Source organism: Methylomagnum sp. (assembly GCF_054333355.1).
Genome location: NZ_JBTEKS010000035.1, coordinates 1 through 21,865, shown reverse-complemented (window position 1 = coordinate 21,865; position 21,865 = coordinate 1). Strand labels below are relative to the sequence as shown.

The 21,865-nt window shown below is 61.1% G+C and carries 20 protein-coding genes and 1 tRNA gene; 9 read left to right on the top strand and 12 right to left on the bottom strand.

The features are described from left to right. Nucleotides 1-32: 32 nt before the first annotated feature. From ACXWUF_RS04925 to ACXWUF_RS04910, 4 genes are all read right to left on the bottom strand, one after another. Nucleotides 33-1,409, bottom strand: coding sequence for a hypothetical protein (locus tag ACXWUF_RS04925; protein ID WP_458498905.1), 1,377 nt, complete (start codon nt 1,407-1,409; stop codon nt 33-35). A gap of 172 nt (nt 1,410-1,581) precedes the next feature. After that, complete coding sequence (locus tag ACXWUF_RS04920) at nt 1,582-3,024, bottom strand: hypothetical protein (RefSeq protein ID WP_458493548.1); 1,443 nt, start codon at nt 3,022-3,024, stop codon at nt 1,582-1,584. Nucleotides 3,025-3,433: 409 nt separating this feature from the next. Further along, nucleotides 3,434-4,834, bottom strand: coding sequence for a sigma-54-dependent transcriptional regulator (locus ACXWUF_RS04915; RefSeq protein ID WP_458493547.1), 1,401 nt, complete (start codon nt 4,832-4,834; stop codon nt 3,434-3,436). 50 nt (nt 4,835-4,884) lie between these two features. Then, nucleotides 4,885-5,622 carry a DUF2490 domain-containing protein gene (locus tag ACXWUF_RS04910; protein ID WP_458493546.1) on the bottom strand — a complete coding sequence of 246 codons (738 nt, stop codon included), beginning with the start codon at nt 5,620-5,622 and terminating at the stop codon, nt 4,885-4,887. A 461-nt stretch (nt 5,623-6,083) separates the two neighbouring features. Between ACXWUF_RS04910 and ACXWUF_RS04905 the strand changes: the two genes are divergently transcribed. From ACXWUF_RS04905 to secF, 8 genes are all read left to right on the top strand, one after another. Further along, complete coding sequence (locus tag ACXWUF_RS04905) at nt 6,084-6,737, top strand: hypothetical protein (protein ID WP_458493545.1); 654 nt, start codon at nt 6,084-6,086, stop codon at nt 6,735-6,737. 137 nt (nt 6,738-6,874) lie between these two features. Further along, the gene (gene tpiA / locus ACXWUF_RS04900; RefSeq protein ID WP_458493544.1) at nt 6,875-7,627 is read left to right on the top strand and encodes a triose-phosphate isomerase; all 753 of its coding nucleotides are present in this window, start codon (nt 6,875-6,877) and stop codon (nt 7,625-7,627) included. A gap of 11 nt (nt 7,628-7,638) precedes the next feature. After that, a complete protein-coding gene (gene secG / locus ACXWUF_RS04895; RefSeq protein ID WP_458493543.1) occupies nt 7,639-8,019 on the top strand; it encodes a preprotein translocase subunit SecG in 381 nt (126 codons plus the stop codon). A 30-nt stretch (nt 8,020-8,049) separates the two neighbouring features. Continuing rightward, nucleotides 8,050-8,134: transfer RNA gene (locus ACXWUF_RS04890), tRNA-Leu, on the top strand. A gap of 83 nt (nt 8,135-8,217) precedes the next feature. Then, complete coding sequence (tgt, locus tag ACXWUF_RS04885) at nt 8,218-9,330, top strand: tRNA guanosine(34) transglycosylase Tgt (protein WP_458493542.1); 1,113 nt, start codon at nt 8,218-8,220, stop codon at nt 9,328-9,330. A gap of 40 nt (nt 9,331-9,370) precedes the next feature. Beyond that, the gene (gene yajC / locus ACXWUF_RS04880; protein WP_458493541.1) at nt 9,371-9,721 is read left to right on the top strand and encodes a preprotein translocase subunit YajC; all 351 of its coding nucleotides are present in this window, start codon (nt 9,371-9,373) and stop codon (nt 9,719-9,721) included. Nucleotides 9,722-9,783: 62 nt separating this feature from the next. Then, nucleotides 9,784-11,625, top strand: coding sequence for a protein translocase subunit SecD (gene secD, locus ACXWUF_RS04875; protein ID WP_458493540.1), 1,842 nt, complete (start codon nt 9,784-9,786; stop codon nt 11,623-11,625). A 31-nt stretch (nt 11,626-11,656) separates the two neighbouring features. Continuing rightward, a complete protein-coding gene (secF, locus tag ACXWUF_RS04870; protein WP_458493539.1) occupies nt 11,657-12,598 on the top strand; it encodes a protein translocase subunit SecF in 942 nt (313 codons plus the stop codon). Nucleotides 12,599-12,659: 61 nt separating this feature from the next. Here secF and ACXWUF_RS04865 read toward each other — a convergent pair whose 3' ends face one another. From ACXWUF_RS04865 to ACXWUF_RS04840, 6 genes are all read right to left on the bottom strand, one after another. Then, complete coding sequence (locus ACXWUF_RS04865; RefSeq protein ID WP_458493538.1) at nt 12,660-13,073, bottom strand: TraR/DksA family transcriptional regulator; 414 nt, start codon at nt 13,071-13,073, stop codon at nt 12,660-12,662. A gap of 234 nt (nt 13,074-13,307) precedes the next feature. Continuing rightward, nucleotides 13,308-13,643 carry an RNA recognition motif domain-containing protein gene (locus ACXWUF_RS04860; protein ID WP_458493537.1) on the bottom strand — a complete coding sequence of 112 codons (336 nt, stop codon included), beginning with the start codon at nt 13,641-13,643 and terminating at the stop codon, nt 13,308-13,310. A 180-nt stretch (nt 13,644-13,823) separates the two neighbouring features. Next, nucleotides 13,824-14,090: an RNA recognition motif domain-containing protein gene (locus ACXWUF_RS04855; protein WP_458493536.1), complete on the bottom strand. Its 267-nt coding sequence runs from the start codon at nt 14,088-14,090 to the stop codon at nt 13,824-13,826. 44 nt (nt 14,091-14,134) lie between these two features. Beyond that, nucleotides 14,135-15,403: a DEAD/DEAH box helicase gene (locus ACXWUF_RS04850; RefSeq protein ID WP_458493535.1), complete on the bottom strand. Its 1,269-nt coding sequence runs from the start codon at nt 15,401-15,403 to the stop codon at nt 14,135-14,137. A gap of 396 nt (nt 15,404-15,799) precedes the next feature. Then, nucleotides 15,800-16,258 (bottom strand): hypothetical protein, encoded by a 459-nt coding sequence (locus tag ACXWUF_RS04845; protein ID WP_458493534.1) that lies wholly within the window; start codon nt 16,256-16,258, stop codon nt 15,800-15,802. A gap of 64 nt (nt 16,259-16,322) precedes the next feature. Further along, the gene (locus ACXWUF_RS04840) at nt 16,323-16,787 is read right to left on the bottom strand and encodes a DUF302 domain-containing protein (RefSeq protein WP_458493533.1); all 465 of its coding nucleotides are present in this window, start codon (nt 16,785-16,787) and stop codon (nt 16,323-16,325) included. Nucleotides 16,788-16,847: 60 nt separating this feature from the next. Between ACXWUF_RS04840 and mobA the strand changes: the two genes are divergently transcribed. Beyond that, nucleotides 16,848-17,501, top strand: a complete 654-nt coding sequence (gene mobA / locus ACXWUF_RS04835) for a molybdenum cofactor guanylyltransferase MobA (protein WP_458493532.1) — start codon at nt 16,848-16,850, stop codon at nt 17,499-17,501. Between the two features lie 21 nt (nt 17,502-17,522). On the opposite strand, the gene ACXWUF_RS04830 is transcribed toward mobA, so the two are convergent. Both ACXWUF_RS04830 and ACXWUF_RS04825 read right to left on the bottom strand, forming a co-directional pair. After that, nucleotides 17,523-20,720, bottom strand: coding sequence for an efflux RND transporter permease subunit (locus ACXWUF_RS04830; RefSeq protein ID WP_458493531.1), 3,198 nt, complete (start codon nt 20,718-20,720; stop codon nt 17,523-17,525). Beyond that, nucleotides 20,717-21,835 (bottom strand): efflux RND transporter periplasmic adaptor subunit, encoded by a 1,119-nt coding sequence (locus ACXWUF_RS04825; protein ID WP_458493550.1) that lies wholly within the window; start codon nt 21,833-21,835, stop codon nt 20,717-20,719. The genes ACXWUF_RS04830 and ACXWUF_RS04825 overlap by 4 nt, the downstream gene beginning before the upstream one ends. Nucleotides 21,836-21,865: the final 30 nt, after the last annotated feature.

The window sequence follows — 21,865 nt, the reverse complement described above, 5'->3', positions numbered from 1 at the left end:
GCCTGAAGGCGGGACTACGAACGAATGGGGGGTTACGGGTCTGGTTTGATCGTGTGCCCAGGGGCGACACGGACAACAATGGGGCCAAGCGGCCCCCCTTTTATTTCGCCAATGGTTTCTCCGGTCTGGGACTTGATCGGCAGGGTTTCCCAAGGTTTCAGGCTGAATTTCCGGGGCACGCCATCCACCCTGAATATCATCGGGCGGGGCCGGGTGAATCTTTGCAGAAGCCACCCCAGTCCGGCCAACAGCAATAATCCCAGTAGGATATACACCACCATGGGATAAACCGGGTAATTGACGCGGATTGATAAGGGTATCTCGACGCTGGAATTCTGCACTTCGTCGGATGGCGTGAAAATCTCGGAGATCGGGTCGTTGGGGAAATTGCTGCGCAAGCGCTGGATGAAAACCGGGTCAAGCGCCAAGCGCTGCTGGGTCAATTCAATCCGAATAACGCCCGGCAAATTCAACTGAGTGCCCAGGCGCTTGAGTTGAGTCCAAGACCAGACCGAGGGAATCTGCGCCAAGGGTATGGGGAAGTACACGGAGGCTTCCAGCTTGGCACCTGGAGACAGGAAGTCCAGGGCTTCTGGCGTGACTTGCAAGGGGTGTTGGAAACCATCGCCCAGGAATTGGGCGGTGATTTTGGCGGACTCGATGCGGTAGGGATAAAACAGATTCTCCAACTCCGCCTGAATCGTCACGCCGGGTTGTTGCTCGGACGCTGCGGTTTCGAGGATGGTGGTTATTCGGTCATCGGCCAGCCGGATATTGACCTTGGGGGAATCGAGTATCCGCTTGGGGGTCAGGCGGATGGATTCCCGGTCCAGGGGTTTCAGGCGGGCCGGAGCGGCGGTCAAGACTTGGGTTAGGCGGGAATCCGCGATCAATTCCAGCAGACGGACTTCTGCCGCTTCGCCATAGGCTAGCGCGTAAACCATCAAGCCTTGCGCGGCGGGGTAGACCTTGCCGCGCACCGGCATAGCCAATGGATAAACCAGGGTTCGGTTAATATGCCGCTGATTGTGCAGCAAGTGATAAAACTCCCCGTTACGGCGGGCGGTGTCCTGATCGTTGTTCGGGCTGTTGCGGTTATTGGTGAATATCCAAATGATGCCCGGCTGGCTTTGAAACTGATTGAGGATGGTCTTCGAGACGGCTTCCGTGAAATCAGTATCGGCCAGGGTGCCAGCCTTGTTTTTACGGGCCAATTCGATGCCATTGATGGCTTGCCGGGCCGAGGTGTTTTGTGGATTCGGATAAACCAGCCGGGGAGATTCATTCTCCGCCGTGGCTTGGTTGAAGGCGGAAAGGTAGAAGGTTTCGTCGGGTTGCGTGGTGGCTTCGACGATGGCGGCAATCAGGGGTTTTAGTTGAGAGTTCGGGTCGGTGTAAAACGGTTCCATCCAGCCCGAATTCTGCACTAGGAAGGCTTGTTGAATACTGGCGGAAGCCGTTGTTGGCAAGCCTCCAAATAACAGTATCAGGCAAAACAATGCCCTGCTTTGAATTGCCCCATGATTTGCATAAAAATTGAGGCCCGCCATCACATGAATCATGGTGTTTTTAGTGTGTTGCTTACGCCAATTGCCAACCGGGAATATCCGTCATGTCGGGGTGGTATAGGTAAAGCCATCCCCGATAAACGAAGGGGCGTGCCAGCCAGGGTTGCGCCAACTTGTGGGTGAATAAGCGCCGGTCGCCGTCATGGCCCAACCAATCGTAATGGACGCGGAGGGGGGATAGGCTCTCGAACAGCGCTTCCAGTCCGCCGATCCACTCGACCCGTGCGCACAAAACCGCCGGGCCGGGGGCTTCCAGTAGCGGGATGACCACCGTGCCGGTCGCTGCCTCGTTGACCAGTTCGGTGTCGTTCCATGGGGGGCCGGGCAGCGGGCTGGCCTGGACGAAACAGGCCGTTCCCGAGGTCAGGCTGGGGGAGCGGCAGGGCCGTTGGTCGGGGTTGTGGCGGCCTAGCTGCACGTAATGGTAATTCCCGGCTTCCTCGTCATAGCAAATCTGCCACAACTCGCCATTGCGGGCTTGATAAGCGCCGCCGAACTCAAAACGCGGGATCATGCCCTCCGGCCAGGGCAGGCGGTCGGCGACTGGCTGGTTGTCCACGTTCAGCTTCACCCGCGCCTGGGTCCGTGCGTTCAGCCAGAGGATTTGGCGCGAGTCCGCCAGCGGGATATTGAATGATTCGCCCGTGTCCGCCGCCGCGTAATCCAGCCAATCCGCCACGCTATCGTCGTGACGGGCCACCCGCAGAATTCTCCCCCGGCCCTCCGGTGTCAGCGCGGGCACCATGATCCAGGCGTCCAGGCGGGTCGGCGCACCGAGGCAATGGCCCGGCGTTAGGGTGAGGTGGTAGGTCGCCCGCAGAACGTTAATATCGAGAATCGCCAAGCCTTCGTCCGTCGGTAGGTAAAGGCATTTCTCGTCGGCCTCGTCCAGCCATGCGCCCCACTGCGTCGCTGGCAGGGACGATCCGGGCAGCAGTTTTTCCTGATGCTTCAATTCAATCCAAGCTTGGCCCGAATGCAGGTGGATTCGGCCCTGCCGGAAGTTGATCGCCAACAGCCAGGGCACGCGGGTTTTCAGATTGCCGACCAGGAAGTGGTATTCGCCGGGCTGGGGCAGGGGCAGCCGCGTTTCCGGGTCCGGGGCGGCGGCGTCAGCAACGACTTTCGGGCGGCTCGGAAGATCAACGCTCAGCGCGGTCTGGCGCAGGCCCAGGCAGCTTGAGGGCAGGCCGTTGCCGAAGGGCGGCAGCCAGGTCTGTTTGAACTCGGCGGGCGCGGCGGGCAAGGGCTTGCCGGTCACGGGGGAATGCTTGAATGGACCCGGATAAAGCACCCCGTCCCCTTCCTCGGGACATTCATGGGCACCCACCGCCTTGGCCAGGGCATGGGTATCCAGAAGGTTATCGGGCGCGGACAAGCCGCGAAAATGCTCCAGCTTAAACCGCTGATCGGGGGTGCGCTGCCAGCTTTGGTCGTCGAAGGTCCAGGTATCCATGGCGTGCGATGGCCGTGATGGGTGGATTAGGGAAGGCAAAATCGTGGCGTGCGCGACAGGCGCTTCTTGGATATGGACCGCGTCCACCGGGAGGCCATGGGTTTCTAGGCGTGGCTGGTGAGATTTCGTGCGGCCATGAAGCGCTATTCCCCAATCGAGTGAAGGCGATGGCCCGGTAATGGACACCGCCCATTCATTTTTATCGAGAGGGGAATATAGCGCAGCAGGCGGTTGTAACGCGATAACCCCTGCTGTCCCGGACAGCAAAAGTTATCGCCTCACAAAATTGAGAAGGATATGGCCGGAAACAATTTCCCCGATTTGAAGCGGCAACCGGGCAGGTTGGGCATGAGCGCGTGCCCGACCTGCGGAATTCCAGTCAGGTTGGCAGAGGGCTCGGATATTCTCTTTACACCGGCTCCTTCAGCCCATACTTCCGAATTCGATACCGCAAGGTCTCGCGGGTCGTCCCCAAAGCGCGGGCGGTGGCCGTGACATTACCGGAATGCCGGTTCAGCGTGGTCTCAATGATATAGCGGTCCATGTCGTCCAAGTCCATGCTGCCATCCAGCGGAATGAACAGCCCATCGGCCTCGGGCGGAACCGCCTGGCCGTGTCCCGGCACCAAGGTCTGACGCCCCGGCAATTGCAGCCATTGAAGAGGAAAAATCGGCCCATCCGCGAACAGCACGCAGCGCTCCACCACGTTGCGCAACTCCCGCACATTGCCCGGCCAGTCATGGGCGCGGAGCGCGGCCCACACCTCGTTGGGAATAATCTTGACCTGCTTGCCGGCCTTGACGTTAAGCTCGGCGATGAACAGCGGGACAAGCTCCTCCAGGTCTTCCTTCACATCGCGCAGCGGCGGGAGCGTGAGCTTGAAGACGCTCAGCCGATGGTACAGGTCGCTGCGGAATTCGCCGCTACGGACCATGCCCTCCAAGTCCCGGTGGCTGGCGGCCAGCACTTGCACATCCACCGAAATCTCCCGCTCCGAACCCAGCCGCCGGAACTTGCGGTCCTCGATGGCCTTCAGCAATTTGGCCTGCAAATCCATGGACATTTCGCCGATTTCATCCAAGAACAGCGTGCCGCCGTCGGCCTGTTCAATCAGCCCCCGATGTCGCCCCGTCGCGCCCGTGAAAGCGCCCGCCTCGTGGCCGAACAACTGCGATTCCAGCAACTCGCGGGGCAGGGCCGCGCAGTTCAACTCCACCAGCGGATTGGTAGCCCGCTTGCCGCCGTAATGGAGGATACGCGCCACCAAGCCCTTGCCGGTGCCGGTCTCCCCGCCGATGACGATGGCGCTGAACGGCACGCGGTTCAGCCGGGCCAGCATGTCCCGCGTGTGCTGGGCGGCGGCGCTCTTGCCCACATACGCCTCGGGCGAATAGCGCCGATGGCCCAATTCGGCCTGTTCGATCAGTCGCCGCTGGGCCAGGGCGCTACGGGAGGCGCTGGCCAGCACGAGGTCCAGCCGGTCCATCTCGCAGGGCTTTTCCAAGAACTCGTAGGCACCCAAGCGCAAGGCCCGCACCGATTCCTGCACGCTGCCATAGCCGGTCAGGAACAGCCATTCGCAATGGGCCAAGCGGCCCTTGATCTGCTCCATCAGGTCCAGCGCGTTGCCGTCCGGCAGGTTCATGTCGGACAGGATAATCAGTGGTTCCAGGTGTTGCTCTTCCATGAGCCGCCGGGCGTCGCCGAGGCTCCGCGCCAACTCCACCTCCCAGCCAGCCCGGCGGTAATGGCGGGTCAATTCCTGGCCCAGCAGGGCTTCGTCTTCAATGATTAATAGGCTGTTTGGCATGGTCGTCTCGATAGGGTGGCGAGGGGGCAGGGTAGCACAGGGTCCGACGGTTAGAGGTTGACGAACAGGGAACCCATCATTAAATGATGCATGGTTTCGGCGGTGTGGGTGGCGTTGTCGAGGTATTGGTTTAAATAGCCGAGTTCAACGCGGGCGTTGGGGTTGAAAGTCCAGCCCAGCCCGGCGAAGGCCCGATTCTGGTCGAAGCCCGATTTGCCGCCCCATTGGGTGCTGTTGACCCGCATGAACACTTCGTCCCAGGCCACCAGGGTCAGGCGCGGTTCGAATTCCAAGGGATGGGTGAAGCGGATCATCTGGCGCGGCCTTTCCCGGACATCGGGACCGCGCAGGAAATTGGTTTCCCATATCGTCCTGAATGTGAACGTGCCGAAGTCGGTGGGCAGCACATAGCGGAAGGCGGGCCAGGCGTCCTGCTGAGCGATATAGGGCTTGCCGATGTTCTGGGTGGGCAGGAAGGTGTAGCCCATCCAGACCGTGGCCCGGTCGCTGAGCGAGTAGCCCAAGGCCACCCGCGCCATGCCCTGATACCAGTGGTTCCAGTCGCCATCCCAGCGGGACTGGCCTTCTACCCAGATTCGGCCTTTCTCCAGGCTTGGGTCGATGGATTTCAGGCTGCCCTCGCCGACGATTTGCAGCCAACTACCGGCGTCCTGCAATAAATCATCGGCGGTGCCGGGTCCGGCCAGCGCCATTAAGGCTACGAGGCTGGAAATTTTCACTAGGGGCGGCGCATTACGACGGTTGTTGGGGGTAGGGGTCGCGTTCATGGGGTGGTCGTTCTCGATCAAGGTCGCTTGTTTAAGAGTGACCAAGCGGAAGCGACTTTTGCGCCAAGTCGAAAAACTGAGTTATAAGTGATTGATTAAAATGTCTTACGCTCTGACGTGATAGTCTCCGACGAAGGCGCGGCGGGTTGCGCCGAACCACACAGGAAGGTGTATTTGAACCGGGCCGGGCGATGCTGTAGGCTCTTGTCGGCGCGGGTTGGGGCAGCCTATCGAGTCACACCGAAAGTCGCTTGCCCAATCATTGCGATAACTAATAAATGTGCTTGGTGGAAAACCACTCGTTCGAGGGGGTGTTGTTGGATTGAAATACGTGGTAAAGCTCCTGTTGTTATTGGGTATATGAAATTTCTGAAATTTCTTTCTTTGCCATAACTGACGGGATGGTCTAAACGGAATGGCCGCATTTGGTATTTGATTTGGTTTTATGAGTGCGGTTTATTATGAAAAGAATCTGGCCATTCCTGGCAATTTTATTATATGCCTCTAATGGGGCGGCAGGCCAAACAATAAGGGTTTATGAGCGCGGCGAACAAATTAAGTGGTCGAGTGCTTTCGGGAGTGGTTTGTTTGGGTTGGCCAAATCACACAAGCAGAATATTAAAAGCACTACGGAAGCCGTTGGAATAGCCAAATCGCGCCAAGTGGTCTGGAATCCGTCCCTTCTTAAGCTTCGAAGGACAAATCCCGGAGCATATTTTGGGAGGCTCTGCGCGGATAATAATAATTCCTGGTCGGTTAATCGTTCTTCGCGATATGTAGGTAACTCGTCCCAGGCACCTGGGTTAGAGGAATATCTGCGCGATGCCAAACTGAAAGAGAAGGAAAAAGCCAGCCAGCCGCAGGCTTCGGTTCCTGATTCAAAAAACAAGGTATTGCTATGGTTTGCTGTCGGCACAGGCGGGTTGCTGCTCGCTGCCGGGGTGGTGCTGTGGCTGATTTTTAGGATAAAAATCCCGCCGTGCCCAAAATGCCAAAACGTTAGTAAAAAAACTTTGAGGATAGGGGAAAGTTGTCGAACGCCCTCGAATTTTTGGGTTAAGTGCTACTGTGATGCCTGTGGATATAAATGGATACAAAAAGGGCGGCGGGCGTGACGGGCTTTTTGTGACGGCCCTCAATTTGACGCCCAGTGCGGCGGGGACCGGGATGCCGCAAAAGATTCGCCTGTCTTGAAATGCGCGTCTTAACTCAGTAAGCTTCCGCGATTTCCCTGCACCCGGAGTTTCAAAACATGGCTCGTCGTCCCCTCGTAGTCGGCAATTGGAAGATGAATGGCACCCGCGCCAGTGCGCGCAAATTGGCGGAGGACATCCTGGCTGGGTTGCCCGCCGACGCCAAGGCCGAAGTGGGCGTATGCCCGTCGACGGTTTTCATTCCCGAAATCGCCGAGGCGCTCGCTGGCAAATCCGTTCAGGTGGGCGCTCAGAACGTGGCCGATAAAGATGAAGGCGCTTATACCGGCGAAATTTCCGCGCCGATGCTGCGCGAGTTTGGCGTGACGCTCGCCATCGTCGGACACTCCGAAAGACGCGCCCTCTACAAAGAGACGAACGAGCTGGTCGCCGCCCGCTACGCCAAGGCGATTGAACACGGCATTCTGCCGCTCCTGTGCGTGGGCGAAACCTTGGAAGAACGCGAGCAGGGCAACACCTTCGCGGTCATCGACGAGCAACTCAAGGCCGTCATTGATCTGTGCGGCGTTGAGTCCTTGGCGAAGGCCGTCATCGCTTACGAGCCGGTTTGGGCCATCGGCACCGGACGCACGGCCACCACCGAGCAGGCGCAGGAAGTCCACGCCTATATTCGTGGTCAGATCGCCGCGCTTGCGCCGGACGTGGCCGCTGGGCTACGCATCCTGTACGGCGGCAGTGTCAAGGCTGATAACGCGGTGGCGCTGTTCGGCCAGCCGGACGTGGATGGTGGGTTGATCGGTGGCGCCTCGTTGGATGCCAAGTCTTTCCTGGCGATTTGCCTCGCGGCTTAAGTGGATTAGCTATGTATCAAGCGTTGATGGTTGTTCATGTCCTGGTCGCGTTGTCGATTGTGGGACTGGTATTACTCCAACAGGGACGCGGCGCGGATGCGGGCGCGGGTTTTGGCGGCACGTCGAATACCTTGTTCGGCGCACGCGGCGCGGCTTCGTTCCTTTCTCGCACCACGGCCATCATGGCGACGCTGTTCTTTGTGACCAGCCTAACGCTTGCCTACTTGGCCGGAAACACGGATAATAAATCGGATGACATCATGGATGCCACGCAGCAAATGGAGCCATCGAAGCGTGACCTTCCTCCCGTAGTGGACGAAGCGCCCGCCGCAAAGAAGCCCGATTTGCCCGCGCCGACCGAGACTCCCAAACCGGCGCAACCGGCCAAATAAGCCTTCCATGATTTCGCATCTAGTCAGTAAGCCGATGTGGTGAAATTGGTAGACACGCCATCTTGAGGGGGTGGTGACGAAAGTCGTGTCGGTTCAAATCCGACCATCGGCACCAATCACAGTAATGATTGATTCGCCAATCGGCCCACCCACTCGGTGGGCCGATTGCGTTTCTGGACGCCGAAAAGCTCAAATCCCATGCAGTTCACAGTAACCAACACCGATGGCCCCGCCCGGCGCGGCGAACTCGTCTTTCCGCGTGGCCGGGTGCGGACCCCGGCCTTCATGCCGGTTGGCACTTATGGGACGGTGAAGGCCATGACGCCGGAGGAACTCCGCGACATCGGCGCGGACATCATCCTTGGCAATACCTTCCACCTGATGCTCCGGCCCGGCACCGACATCATCCGCCTGCATGGGGACTTGCACGATTTCATGCACTGGGACGGGCCGATCCTGACCGATTCCGGCGGCTTTCAGGTATTCAGCCTGGGCGCCATGCGCAAAATCAGCGAAGCCGGCGTGCGCTTTCAATCGCCCATCGACGGCGACACGGTGTTCCTTGGACCCGAAGAGTCCATGGCCGTGCAGCGGGCTTTAGGCTCGGACATCGTGATGATTTTCGATGAATGCACGCCGTATCCCGCCACGCACGAACAAGCGGCTGACTCCATGCGCCTGTCGCTGCGCTGGGCGGAGCGCAGCCGCCTAGCCCATGGCGATAATCCGGCGGCGCTGTTCGGGATCGTGCAGGGCGGGATGTACGAGGCATTAAGGCTGGAATCCGTCACCGGACTCAAGGCCATTGGCTTCGACGGCTATGCCATTGGCGGCTTGTCGGTGGGCGAGCCGAAGGAGGACCGGGCGCGGGTGCTGGAGGCGCTGCTGCCGCATATGCCAGCGGATAAACCGCGCTATTTGATGGGCGTCGGCACCCCGGAGGACATCGTTCAGGCGGTGGCCTTAGGGATCGACATGTTCGATTGCGTCATGCCGACCCGCAACGCCCGCAACGGCCACTTGTTTACCCATCAAGGTGCCATCCGGCTCCGCAACGCGACCTATCGGAACGACACCCGCCCGCTCGACGAAAACTGCCGCTGCTATACCTGCCGACACTACAGCCGGGCTTATCTCCGGCATTTGGACAAGTGCGGCGAAATCCTCGGTGCCCGCCTCAACACCATCCATAATCTTTATTTCTATCAAGAGCTTATGGCTGGGCTGCGGGAAGCCATAGAAGCGGGGCAACTGGCTAGCTTCGTCGCGGCCTTTTATGCGCGGCAGGAAAATGGCAAGGATTTTGTGTAATAATGCCGGGCTTTAAAAAACGATAAGTTAAGGATCAATCATGGATTTCTTCATTTCTAGCGCACTGGCGGAAGGTGCCCCGGTAGCGGCACAAGAACCCGGTTTCGCGGGCTTGATCTTGCCCTTGGGCATCTTGCTCGTCTTCTTCTTCCTGTTCATGCTTCCCCAGCAACGCCGCACCAAAGAGCATAAAAACATGGTGCAGGCGCTCACCAAAGGCAGCGAAGTCGTCACCACGGGTGGCCTTCTGGGCCGGGTCGTGGACCTCGACGACAATTTCGTGCAACTCGAACTGTCGGACAGCGTCATCGTGCATGTCCAGCGACATGCCGTGGCGTCGCTGGTGCCGAAAGGAACCTACAAGGCCAAGAAAAAGGCCGACAAATCTTGATCCCAAGGCACATCAACGGCTGACGGTGCCCCGACCCGGCACCGCGTTCAAAGGCAGCAACCATGCGTAACCATTTTCCTCTTTGGAAAAACCTGCTGATTATCGTCATCCTGACATTGGCGGTGATTTATTCCTTGCCCAACTTCTTCGGCGAAGACCCCTCGGTACAGCTTTCCCCCACACGCGGTACGAAGCTGGATCAAAGCACCGTCGTCCAATCCGAGAAGGCGCTCGCCGACGGGGGACTGAAGCCCAAGTCGGTGGAACTGACGGAAAAGCGCCTGCTGATCCGCTTCTCCGACACAGAAGCCCAGCTTAAAGCCGCCGACCTTCTGGAAGGTAGCCTGGGTTCGAAATACACGGTGGCGCTCAACTTGGCGCCCGCCACGCCGGACTGGCTGCGCTCCATTGGTGCCCAGCCCATGTATTTGGGGTTGGACCTCAGGGGTGGCGTGCATTTCATGATGCAGGTTGACATGGATGCCGCCGTCAAGCAGGCCGAGGAACGCTACGCGGAAGACATCCGCTCGCTGCTGCGCGAACAGAAGGTTCGCTACCTCTCGGTGGAGCGGGACAACCAGACCATCCAGGTCAAGTTCCAGGATGGCGAGACCCTGGGTCAAGCCGAGAACATCATCAAGCGCGAAGTCCGAGGACTGGTCCTGACCGAAGGGGACAATGTCTTGATCGGCAAGCTGTCCGAGCCGGAAAGCCGCGAAATCCGCCGTCTGGCCGTGGCCCAGAACATCACCACCCTGCGCAACCGCGTCAACGAGCTGGGCGTGGCCGAGCCGGTGATCCAGCAGCAGGGCGACGACCGCATCGTCGTCCAATTGCCCGGAGTGCAGGACACCGCCCGCGCCAAGGAAATTTTGGGTGCCACCGCCACCCTGGAATTCCGCTTGGTAGACACCGAGCATCCGACCCCAACCGACGAAACCAAGACGCCCATCGGCTCCCGGCTTTTCAAGGAGCGCAACGGCAAGCCGATCCTGCTGCAACGCAAGATCATCGTGACCGGCGATCAGATCGTCGATGCCTCTTCCGGTCTGGCGCAGGAATCCGGTTCCGCCGCCGTATTCGTGACCCTGAACGGTCCCGGCGCCCGCAAGATGGGCGACACGACCAAGGAAAGCATCGGCAAGCCCATGGCCGTGGTCTACATCGAGAACAAGACCGAGACCAAGGAGGTCGACGGCCAAAAGGTGGTTTCCAAGAAGAAGGTGGAGGAGGTCATCAACGTCGCCACGATCCGCGACAAGTTCAGCAAGCGCTTCCAAATTACCGGACTCGACAGCACCGAAGAGGCCCGCAATCTGGCCCTGCTGCTGCGGGCGGGTGCCCTGGCCGCGCCAGTTGACATCGTCGAAGAACGCACCGTGGGTCCAAGCCTCGGCAAAGAGAACATCGCCCAGGGCGTGCGGTCCTTCATCATCGGTTTCGCCCTGGTGGCCCTGGTGGTGCTGGGCTACTACAAGGTCTTCGGCATCGTCGCCAACCTCACCCTCATCTTCAACGTCGCGCTGATTTTGTCGATTCTGTCCGCGATGCAGGCCACCCTGACCTTGCCCGGCATCGCCGGTATCACCCTGACCGTGGGCATGGCGGTGGACGCCAACGTGCTGATCTACGAGCGCATCAAGGAGGAGCTGCGCAACAGTGCCTCGCCGCAGGCGGCGATTTATGCGGGCTTTGACCGGGCCTTCGCCACCATCTGGGACTCCCATGTCACCAACCTGCTGGCGGCCATCATGCTGTTCGGCATTGGGTCCGGGCCGGTGAAGGGCTTCGCCGTGACCCTGACCATCGGCATCATCACTTCGCTCTTCACCGCCGTAAGCTGCACCCGCATGATGGTCAACTTCATCTACGGGCAGAAACGCGCCGCGAAGCTGTGGATTTAAACGGGATTTCAGAATGATGGAGAATCAAGCCTTGGCAGCAGCAACCCCTCCCCGGCTTTACCGGATCGACTTTATGAGCAAGCGGGGCATCGCGGTGATCGCGTCCCTCTTGTTGAGCATCGGGTCCATCGTGTCCCTGGCATGGAACGGATTAAATTTCGCCATCGACTTCACAGGCGGCACCGTCATTGAGGTGGGCTATCAGAACCCAGCGGACCTCCCCGGCATCCGGGCGGCCCTGGAAGAGAAGGGGTTCAGCAATCCCACGGTGCAGAATTTCGGCACGTCCCGGGATGTATTGATCCGGCTGGCCCCCCACGAAGGCACCAGCGCGACGGATTTACGCAGCGAAGTCTTGGCGGCGCTCAAGAAGAACCCGGCGGACCAGCCGGAAGTGCGTCGCATTGAATTCGTCGGACCCCAGGTGGGCGAAGATTTGGTGGAAGGCAGCGTCCTCGCGCTCATGTTGGCGACAGTGTGCATCCTGATTTATGTCGGCTGGCGGTTCGAATATCGGTTCTCGCTGGGCGCGATCCTGGCGACCCTGCACGACATCACCATGATCTTGGGCTTCTTCTCGATCCTGCAACTGGACTTCGACCTCACCGTTCTCGCCGCCGTGCTGACCATCATGGGTTACTCGCTCAACGACACCATCGTGGTGTTCGACCGGATTCGCGAGAACTTCCGCAAGGTTCGCCGGGCCGACGTGCTGGATGTCATCAACCTGTCGATCAACGAGACCCTGAGCCGGACCCTGATGACTTCGTTCCTGACCTTCCTGACCGCCATGGCGATGGCCATCTGGGGTGGGGAAGTGCTGCGCAATTTCGGGTTGGCGCTGGTGGTGGGCATCGTGGTGGGCACCTATTCGTCCATCTATGTCGCCAGCGCGCTGGCCTACAGGCTGGGCGTCAGCCGGGCTGACCTGCTTCTGCCGGACAAGGAAGGCTCCGCCGACGACAGGCCGTGACGTTTTTCCGCTCACATAAAAAAAGCCGCATTCGCGGCTTTTTTTATGTCTGACGGTGCGTTCACAATGATCTCAGGCTGACCTGCGGCGTTTGGATTTGTGCCTCGGCCCGCTCCAAATCGGTCTGGCAGGCGATGCAGCGCTCGGCGGCGGGATTGGCCTCCAGCCGGGCGAGGGGAATGGGTTGCTCGCAGTCCCGACAAATACCGTACTCGCCCCGCGCAATGCGCAGCAGGGCCGCTTCCACATCCCGAATCTCGTTGATGTGGCGGTCGATATTCGCCAGATCGACGTCGATCACCAAATGAGCCACGGAGGCTTCTTCGGGGTCATGGACCTCGCCCGCCACGTCGGTGAAATGCTCGTTGTCCGAGCGACGCACCTCCTCCCGCACCCCGCGCCGTAAGGCCTCAAAGCGGTCGCGTAGGCGGGACCGGAATCGCTCAATCTGCTCGTGGGTTAAGCCGTCATCCATAATGGCTCCTTGGGCTGCGAAAGGGGGATCAGGACAGAAGACCTCGCCCGTTGCGGGGAGGTTGGGGGAATGGCCCGTCAGGGATAACACCGTTTGAAGCGATGTCATCCCTTAGCCGCCATTAGAGAGCAGGGCTTACCCTATCCCCCGGGGGAGTGGACAGCGACGGAACGCCGACCCGGAATCACGGCGAGGCGAATACCGAAGTCGGCGTCCCCAATCGCGCCGACGGGCTTAGAAACGGCGACCGCCGCCGAAACCACCGCCGGTCCGGCGACCGCCGCCGCCACCACCGCCGAAGCCGCCGCCGTCACCGCGATCTTCACGAGGACGGGCCTCGTTGACCGTCAGGCTGCGACCACCGATTTCCTTGCCATGCAACGCGGAAATAGCGGCCTGGGCCTGCTGGTCGGAACCCATTTCCACGAAGCCGAAGCCCTTCGAGCGTCCGGTGTCGCGGTCCATGATGACATGGGCGGATTCCACCGTGCCGTGCGGCGCGAACATCTGTTCCAGTTCGCTGTTGCTGACGCTGTAGCTCAAGTTGCCGACGTACAATTTCTTACTCACAAAAAACTCCTAACAGGGACAAAAGACAAACCAATCAAACCAACCAACAACCGTCGAGCAACCGTAGCTAAGCTCGCCGACCTACAAAGTAAACACCGTTTTTACAAGGGATTCTGTAGGTACTTATGCTTAATGCGCACCCGGAATCCCCGGCATCGACCACGGTGCTTTCCGGCAAGCTCAATGCCGCCGACCACCGCGCTTCCCGCGCGGCCGTTCCTCGTTGACGCGCAGGCTGTTGCCGCGCAGATTGCGGCCATTCAAGCCGCCAATCGCGGCCCGGGCCTCGTGACCTTCCATTTCCACAAAACCGAAACCACGGCAACGGCCCGTGAAAATATCCCGCGCCAGTTCAATGGAGCGGACCCGACCGAATTCCGCGAACAAATCGTTGAATTCTTTTTCGGTGCAATCAGCCGGTAAATTACCGGCGTAGATTCTAAGCATGGTGACTCTCCTGTAAGCGTGAACCGTTGGGTTCGCGTGGTGATTTAAAAAGCGCGGCGGCGGGCACCGGTGTGGCTTTGGCGTGAGCCGCGACGTAGCTCAGGGCGAGAGGGGGCCGCACGGCTGGGATGGCTGCGTGACGGCGCGGCGGGTTCCTGCTTCGGGAGCGGACCCAAATCACCTTCCGCTTTCTGCGCTGGCAGCTTCCTGCCCAGCAAGCGCTCGATGTCCCGCAGTTGTATGGACTCCTCGGACGACACCAGCGAGACCGCTTCGCCCACGGCCCCGGCCCGGCCCGTGCGGCCGATGCGATGCACGTAATCCGCCGGCACATCGGGCAACTCGTAATTCACCACATGGGGAAGCTCACGAATATCCAAGCCACGGGCGGCAATATCGGTCGCCACCAAGACCTGTACGCGATCCTCCTTAAAGTCGGACAGCGCCCGCGTCCGGGCGTTCTGGCTTTTGTTGCCGTGGATCACGGCGACCTGGAACCCATCCCGCTCCATTTGTTGGGCCAGTCGGTTGGCACCGTGCTTGGTGCGGGTGAACACCAATGTCTGGCCCCAGTTGCCATCGCGGATGAGTTGGGCCAGCACGGTTTGCTTGGCTTCGCGGCGGACATGGTAGACGCGCTGCTCGACGCTTTCCGCCGGGGCGTTGCGCGGGGCCACTTCGACGCTCAACGGATTGCGCAGCATTCCAGCGGCAAGGGTCCGAATCTCCGGCGCGAAGGTGGCCGAGAACAGCAGGTTCTGACGGACCTTGGGCAGCAGGGCCAGGATGCGCTTGATGTCGGGGATGAAGCCCATGTCGAGCATTCGGTCGGCTTCGTCCAGCACCAGGAATTCGACCGCGCCCAATTTGGCGACGCCTTGTCCGACCAGGTCGAGCAAGCGGCCCGGCGTGGCGATGAGAATATCGACGCCCCGGCGCAAGGTATCAATTTGCGGGTTCATGCCGACGCCGCCGAAAATCACGGCGCTGCGGATCGAGGTGTGTTTGCCGTATTTTTTAATGCTGTCGCTGACCTGCGCGGCCAATTCGCGGGTGGGCACCAGGACCAACGCACGCGGTGCCCGGCCCGACATGGGGCGGCTGGAGACGCGGGCGTCATCGCTCAGGCGTTGCAGCAAGGGCAGCGTGAAGGCGGCGGTTTTGCCGGTGCCGGTTTGGGCGGCGGCCAGCAGATCGCGACCGGCGAGGATGGCCGGGATGGATTGCGACTGGATCGGCGTGGGAACCGTGTAGCCCGACTCATCAATAGCCCGCAAGAGGGCTTGGTCGAGGCCAAGGGAAGAAAATGCCATGTAATGTTTTTCCTGGGTAGGCGACCCGATTGAACCGGGCGGGGCGATACCGCTATGAAGTGAATGAATGCGCGGAACCGACGAATCCAAGGTGGATCACGTTGCGACGCGGGAGGTTTGTGGGAGGAAGCGAGGGTCTGAACGACGCTGGGGACGTTCAAAAGGGCGGGAGAGACCGGGCGGATCCTCGAGGCTCATACAGGGATGCGCCGCGACAAACTAAGGACAGGATAACGTGATTAGGGGCTTATGGCTAATTGAATTTTGGAGCGTCGCCCTGGATGGTGCATTGTGAACTCATGGCGGTGCTGCCAGGGCGCGTAGTTTTGCCAGATGAATAGAGAACCGGAGGCTCCACTCCAGACGTATATTTGAAATGGTTGATTAGCCCGACAGCTATTTCTTCTCCCCCTCAGCCTTCCCCGGAATCACCGGAAAACATCCCTCCGCGTCCTTTCTCGCCGCCTTCAACTTGTCCCGCAATGCCTTCGATTGCGGCGGGTCGCGGAATTCGCCGCCCTTTTCGCCGGGAGTGTCGAACATATAGGTAAAGGTCAGCGCTTCGGAGTATTCCTGATACCCCATATGAGCGGCGATTTTGTCTATCGCGCAAACACAGTGGTACATATTGTCGAGATTCTGTCCGCCTTTTTCCGCCATGCACTGCATGACATATTCGACCCGCGCCTGGGTGGGAAAATCATTGACGGGTTCTTTGGGCGCGGTGGCTTCCTTGGCGGGCGGGGCATTTTTCGGCGTTGCATGGCGGGTCGCGGCGGGGCTGGAAAAAGCCACGAATACCGCAACGATGGCGGCAGACCAACGGAGGGAGGGCGGGGGGCTGTTTCGGTTCATGGTGGTTCAGCGGATAGTCAAACGAAGCCGCGCATGATAGTGCAGCGGATGAAAGCAGGGCAATTCAGTCTTCGACAGCGAAATCCACAATCTCTTTAAGCTGCTGGTTCATGCCCTGGGCAAACTCGTTGAAACGGGCGTCGGGCGAATCGGTCGGCAGCAAGTGCGTGGTGACGATCACCTTGCCGCCCTGAAAGCGTGTGGTCATATTGCAAGGCATGTAGGCCACGGACTCCGGCGAGATTTCCAGCATTTGCCGGGCCAGGGTGAGATTGCAGAACTGGATCGTGTCGTAGTCGGGGAAGTCGATCTTTTCCCGCTCGCGGATGACGCTGCCGATTTTGTTGTGGCCGGTGATGCGGAAATTGCGCTCGGTGATGGCGAGTTCCAGTTCGGCCAGCACGTCTTGATAGGGTTTGGTGGCGGTTTCGGCCTGGTAATACGGGGGTTCCCGCAGCGGATGTTGTGTGGCGCAGGCTGGCAGGCACAAAGCGAGGAGTGCGAGAATCGGGGCGAAGTACCGGCGCATGGGAAGTCGCAGGGAAAATTCCAATTAGAGATGGGTCATTGATTTTTAGCTTATATCACCATGATTTTGGATCGGGCAAACATAACTGGCGTGGTGCTGGCAGGGGGGCGGGCGCGGCGCATGGGTGGCGGCAACAAGGGGCTAATTTTGTTCCGGGGGCGGCCCTTAGTGGCTCACGCGCTGGAAGCTTTGGAGGCGGTGGCGGGGCGGATTCTCATCAATGCCAACCGTCATCGCGAGACGTACGAATCATTCGGTTATCCCGTGGTGGCCGACCAGACGGATAGCTTTGATGGCCCGCTGGCCGGGCTACTGTCGGCGATGCGGGCGGCGGAAACGCCTTACGTGCTGACCGCGCCGTGTGATTCACCTTTGGTCACGGGGCGCTGGCTGGCGCGGCTAGTCGAAACGATGGCGGCGACGCAGGCCGAGCTTTGCGCGGCGCACGATGGGCAACGGCTGCACCCGGTGTTTCTGCTGGCGGAGCGGCGGTTGGCCGATGATCTGGCGGCTTATCTCGCCGAGGGCGGGCGGAAGGTGGAAACGTGGTTGCGGCGTCATTCGCTGGCCCTGGCCGACTTTAGCGACCGGCCCGAGTTGTTTGCCAACGTGAACACGCCGGAGGAGTTGGCGGCGTTGGAAAGTTTGGCCGCATCGACAGGCGAGGTGGGAGTGGGCCTCAGCCCACGAGTCGATCAAGATGTCGCGGGCTGAAGCCCGCTCCCACGGTTGAACTCACCCCTCCAGCTCAGTCGCCACCCCGCCCACATTTTTCACCTGCGTCGCCCCCTCCCGCCGCCAGAGCCGCATCAGCCCGTTCTTGAGATCATCCAAATAGGTGAACGCCGCCGGTATCACCAACAAACTCAGCACGGTGGACGTGACCAAGCCACCGATGACCGCAATCGCCATCGGGCTGCGGAACGACGAATCCGCCTCACCCATGCCCAGAGCAATCGGCAGCATCCCGGCCCCCATGGCGATGGTGGTCATCACCACCGGGCGGGCGCGTTTGTGGCAGGCGTCCAGTAGCGCGTCGAAGCGGCTCATCCCGTGTTCGCGGCGGGCCACGATTGCGTATTCCACCAGCAGGATGGAATTCTTGACCGCGATGCCCATCAGCATCACCAGCCCAATCAGCGAAGGCATGGAAAACGCCTTGCCCGCCACCAGCAGCGCCACGAAGCCGCCGCCGAAGGACAAGGGCAGGGCGGCGAGAATGGTCACGGGTTGCAAAAAGTCTTTGAACAACAGCACCAGCACGATGAGGATGCACAGCGCCCCGGTCAACATGGCGAGGCCGAAGCTGCCGAACAGTTCCGCCATCATCTCCGCATCGCCGACATTGACTTGCTTCACGCCGGGGGGCAGCGCCTTGAGGCTGGGCAGGTTCGCCACCGCCTGGGCCACATCGCCCAAGGGCATCCCGGACAACTCGATTTCGAAGTTAATGTTGCGGGAGCGCTCATAGCGGTTGATGACGGCGGGTCCGCTGGACAGTTCCAGCCGAGCCACCTGTCCCAGCATGACCGGACCCACGCCGGGCTTCACCGAGGGCACGGTCAGCCGTTCCAGCAGCGCCAAATCCTTACGGCCATCGGCGGCCAGCTTGACCACCACCGGCACTTGGCGGGAGGCGAGATTCAGCTTGGGCAGCGACCAGTCGTAATCGCCCACGGTGGCGATACGCAAGGTTTCGGCGATGGCGGCGGAGGTGACGCCTAAATCAGCGGCCTTGGCGAAGTCGGGCCGCACGGCGATTTCCGGGCGGACCAAGGCCGCGCTGGAGGCGATGCTGCCCAGGCCGGGAATGGTCCGCAGGTCGCGCTCCACCTCGCGGGCGGCGCGACCTAGGGCGTCTGGGTCATCGCCGCTCAGCACCAGAATGTATTTCTCTCCCGATCCGCCTAAACCAACTTTAGTTCGCACGCCCGGCAAGGCTTGCAGCGCTAGCCGGATGTCGTTCTCGATCACCTGCTTACGCACGGGCCGGTCTTGGCGCTGCGCCAGCGTGATGGTCAAGGTGGCCTTGCGCACCTCGCCGCCGGATTGCGGTGCCATCGGATCGTTGCCAGCGGAACCAGCGCCGATGGTGGTGTAGACGCTGTTCACGTAAGGCACGGCGGCAATTAGTTGACGGGCTTGTTCCGCCGAGGCGCGGGTTTGGGCCAGGGTCGCGCCCGGCGGTAGTTCAACAAACACCTGGGTCTGGGGATTGTCGTCGGGCGGGATGAAGCCGGTGGGCAACAGCGGAATCAACATCAAGGAGCCGACGAAGAACGCCGCCGCGCCGATGATCGTCATCAAGCGATGGCGCAGACACCACGCGGCGAGCTTCATGTAGGTGTTCATCACCCAGCCGTCCCCCGTTTGTAGTCCCGCCTTCAGGCGGTCCTTCGGTAGGGAAGAACCGCCTGAAGCCTGCCCTGAGCGGAGTCGGGGGGGCGGGACTACGAGCAGCGGGCTTTTCAGCAAATACGCCGCCATCATCGGCGTGAGCATCCGCGCCACCACCAGCGAGGCGAACACCGCCAGGGCGGCGGTCCAGCCGAATTGCTTGAAGAACCGCCCCACCACGCCGCTCATGAAGGCCGTGGGCAGGAACACCGCGATGAGCGCGAAGGTGGTGGCGATGACCGCCAGGCCGATTTCGTCCGCCGCCTCCATGGCCGCTTGATAGGGCGTCTTGCCCATGCGCAGGTGGCGGACGATGTTTTCCACCTCGACGATGGCGTCATCCACCAGGATGCCCACCACCAGGGACAGGGACAGCAACGACACCACGTTGAGGCTGAACCCGAACTGGTGCATCCCGATGAACGTGGGAATGGCCGACAGCGGCAAGGCCACGGCGGATACGAAAGTCGCCCGCCAGTCCCGCAGGAACAGCCACACCACCAGCACCGCCAGCAAAGCGCCCTCGTACAGCAGGGCCATGGAGCCGTGGAATTCCTCCTCCACCGGGGCCACGAAATCGAAAGCTAGCGTGAAGGTGAGGTCGGGATTGGCGGCGCGGAGATCGTCCAGGACTTGGTGGACGCCCGCGCCCACTTCCACCTCGCTGGCCCCCCGGCTGCGGGTGACCTCGAAGCCCACCACCGGCTGACCGTTGAGCAGGGCCAAGGCGCGGGGTTCGGCCACGGTGTCGCTGACAGTGGCGAGCCGGTCCAGCCGGATGCGGTGCCCATCGGACAGGGACAATTCCATGGAGCGCAATTCATCCGCCGACACCACGTTGCCCAGGGTGCGAACAGGCTGCTCGCCGCCGCCCAGGTCGGTGCGTCCGCCCGCGCTCTCCCGCTGCACCTCGCGCAACTGGCGGGAAATATCGGTGGCGGTGGCCCCCATGGATTGCAGCTTGACCGGATCGAGGGCCATGGCAATCTCCCGGCTGACCCCGCCCACCCGAGTGACCGCGCCGACCCCCGGCACCGCCAGGAGGCGCTTGGTCACGGCGTCATCCACGAACCAGGACAACGCTTCATCGTCGCGCCGGGCGGACGTCACGGTGAAGGCCAGGATGGGCGATTTCGCCAAATCCAGTTTGGTGACGATGGGGTCGCGAAGGTCGGCGGGCAAGTCGGCCCGGACCTTGGAGACCGCCGAGCGCACGTCGTCCAACGCCTCGTCCACCGGCTTCTCCAGCCGGAATTCCAGGGTCAGGGTGACGCTGCCGTCCTGCACCGTGGTGGTGATGTGCTTCAAGCCTTGCAGGGTGGCGACGGCGTTTTCGATCTTCCGCGCCACCTCGGTTTCCAATTGCGGGGGCGAGGCGCCGGGCAGGCTGGTAGTGACGGACACCGTGGGTAGGTCCAGGTCGGGGAAGTTCTGGACCTTCATGGCCTTGAAGCTGAGCAAGCCGCCGAAGGTGAGCAGCACGAACAGCATCAGGGCCGGGATGGGGTTGCGGATGCAGGCGGCGGAGACGTTCATCGCACCACCCGCACCGTATCGCCATCGGCCAGGAACGACGCCCCGCCCGCCACCAGCCTATCCCCCGCCGCGAGACCAGAGGTAATCTCCACCCAATCCCCGGTGCGTCGCCCTAGTTGCACCTTCATCTGACTGACGCGGGCCAGTCCACCGCTTTCTTCCCCCAGCCGGAACACATAGCTGAATCCTTCCCGCAACGACAGCGCCGTCTGCGGCACGGTCAGGGCGGATTGGTTGCCCAACTGGAATTCCCCGTGGGCGAACATGCCCGGCCTGAACCCCGCTTTTCCCGCGTCCGGCAGGTCCACGTAAACCAGGGCGTTGCGGCTCTGATCGTCCAGGGTCGGACCCACCATGCGCAGCTTGCCGACCACCTGCGCGGCACCGGGCACTTCCACGCTGGCCGCGACGCCGGGCTTGAGCCGCTGCAACTCGGCGGCGGTCACTTCGGCCCGCCATTCCAGCCGGTTCTGGCGGATCAAGCGAAACAATTCCTGCCCCTCGGCGGCGACCGCGCCCAGCGTCGCGCTGCGGCTGGAAATCACCCCGTCGTCGCTCGCCACCACTTTCGCGTGGCGCAGCCTGAGCAATTGCAAATCCAGTTGCGCCTTGGCGGAGCGCATCCGGGCCTCGGCGGTTTTTTCGCCGGTGAGGTACTGGCCCACCTGCTGCTCGCTGAGGGCACCGGAATCCACCACTTGCCGGACCCGCCCGGCGTTTGACTTGGCTTCCGCCAGATTGGCCTCGGACTCGGCCAGCGCGGCCCGGCTCTGCGCCACGTCGGCGGCGACCCGCTCTTGATCGAACACCGCCAGCACTTGGCCCTTGCGCACGATGTCGCCCACCTGGGCGTTGATGTCCACCAGCCGCAGGCCGCCCACCTCGGCACCGATGATGGCCTCCTGCCACGCCGCCACCGAGCCATTGGCCGTGAGGCTGAGGGGCAGGTCGCGGATTTCGGGCTGGACGACGTCGACATTCAGGGCTGGCTTGGGCGCGGGTGCGGCGGCTGGAGCCTGTGGGGCGGACGGGTTGGTCCGGCCCACCGTGACGCCTAGCCCAATGCCTAGAGTCAGGGCCGCGAATAGCCAGAAAGTTTTTCTTGTTCTCGCCATGGTTTCGGATTCGTTAGTGTGCGGAGTGAT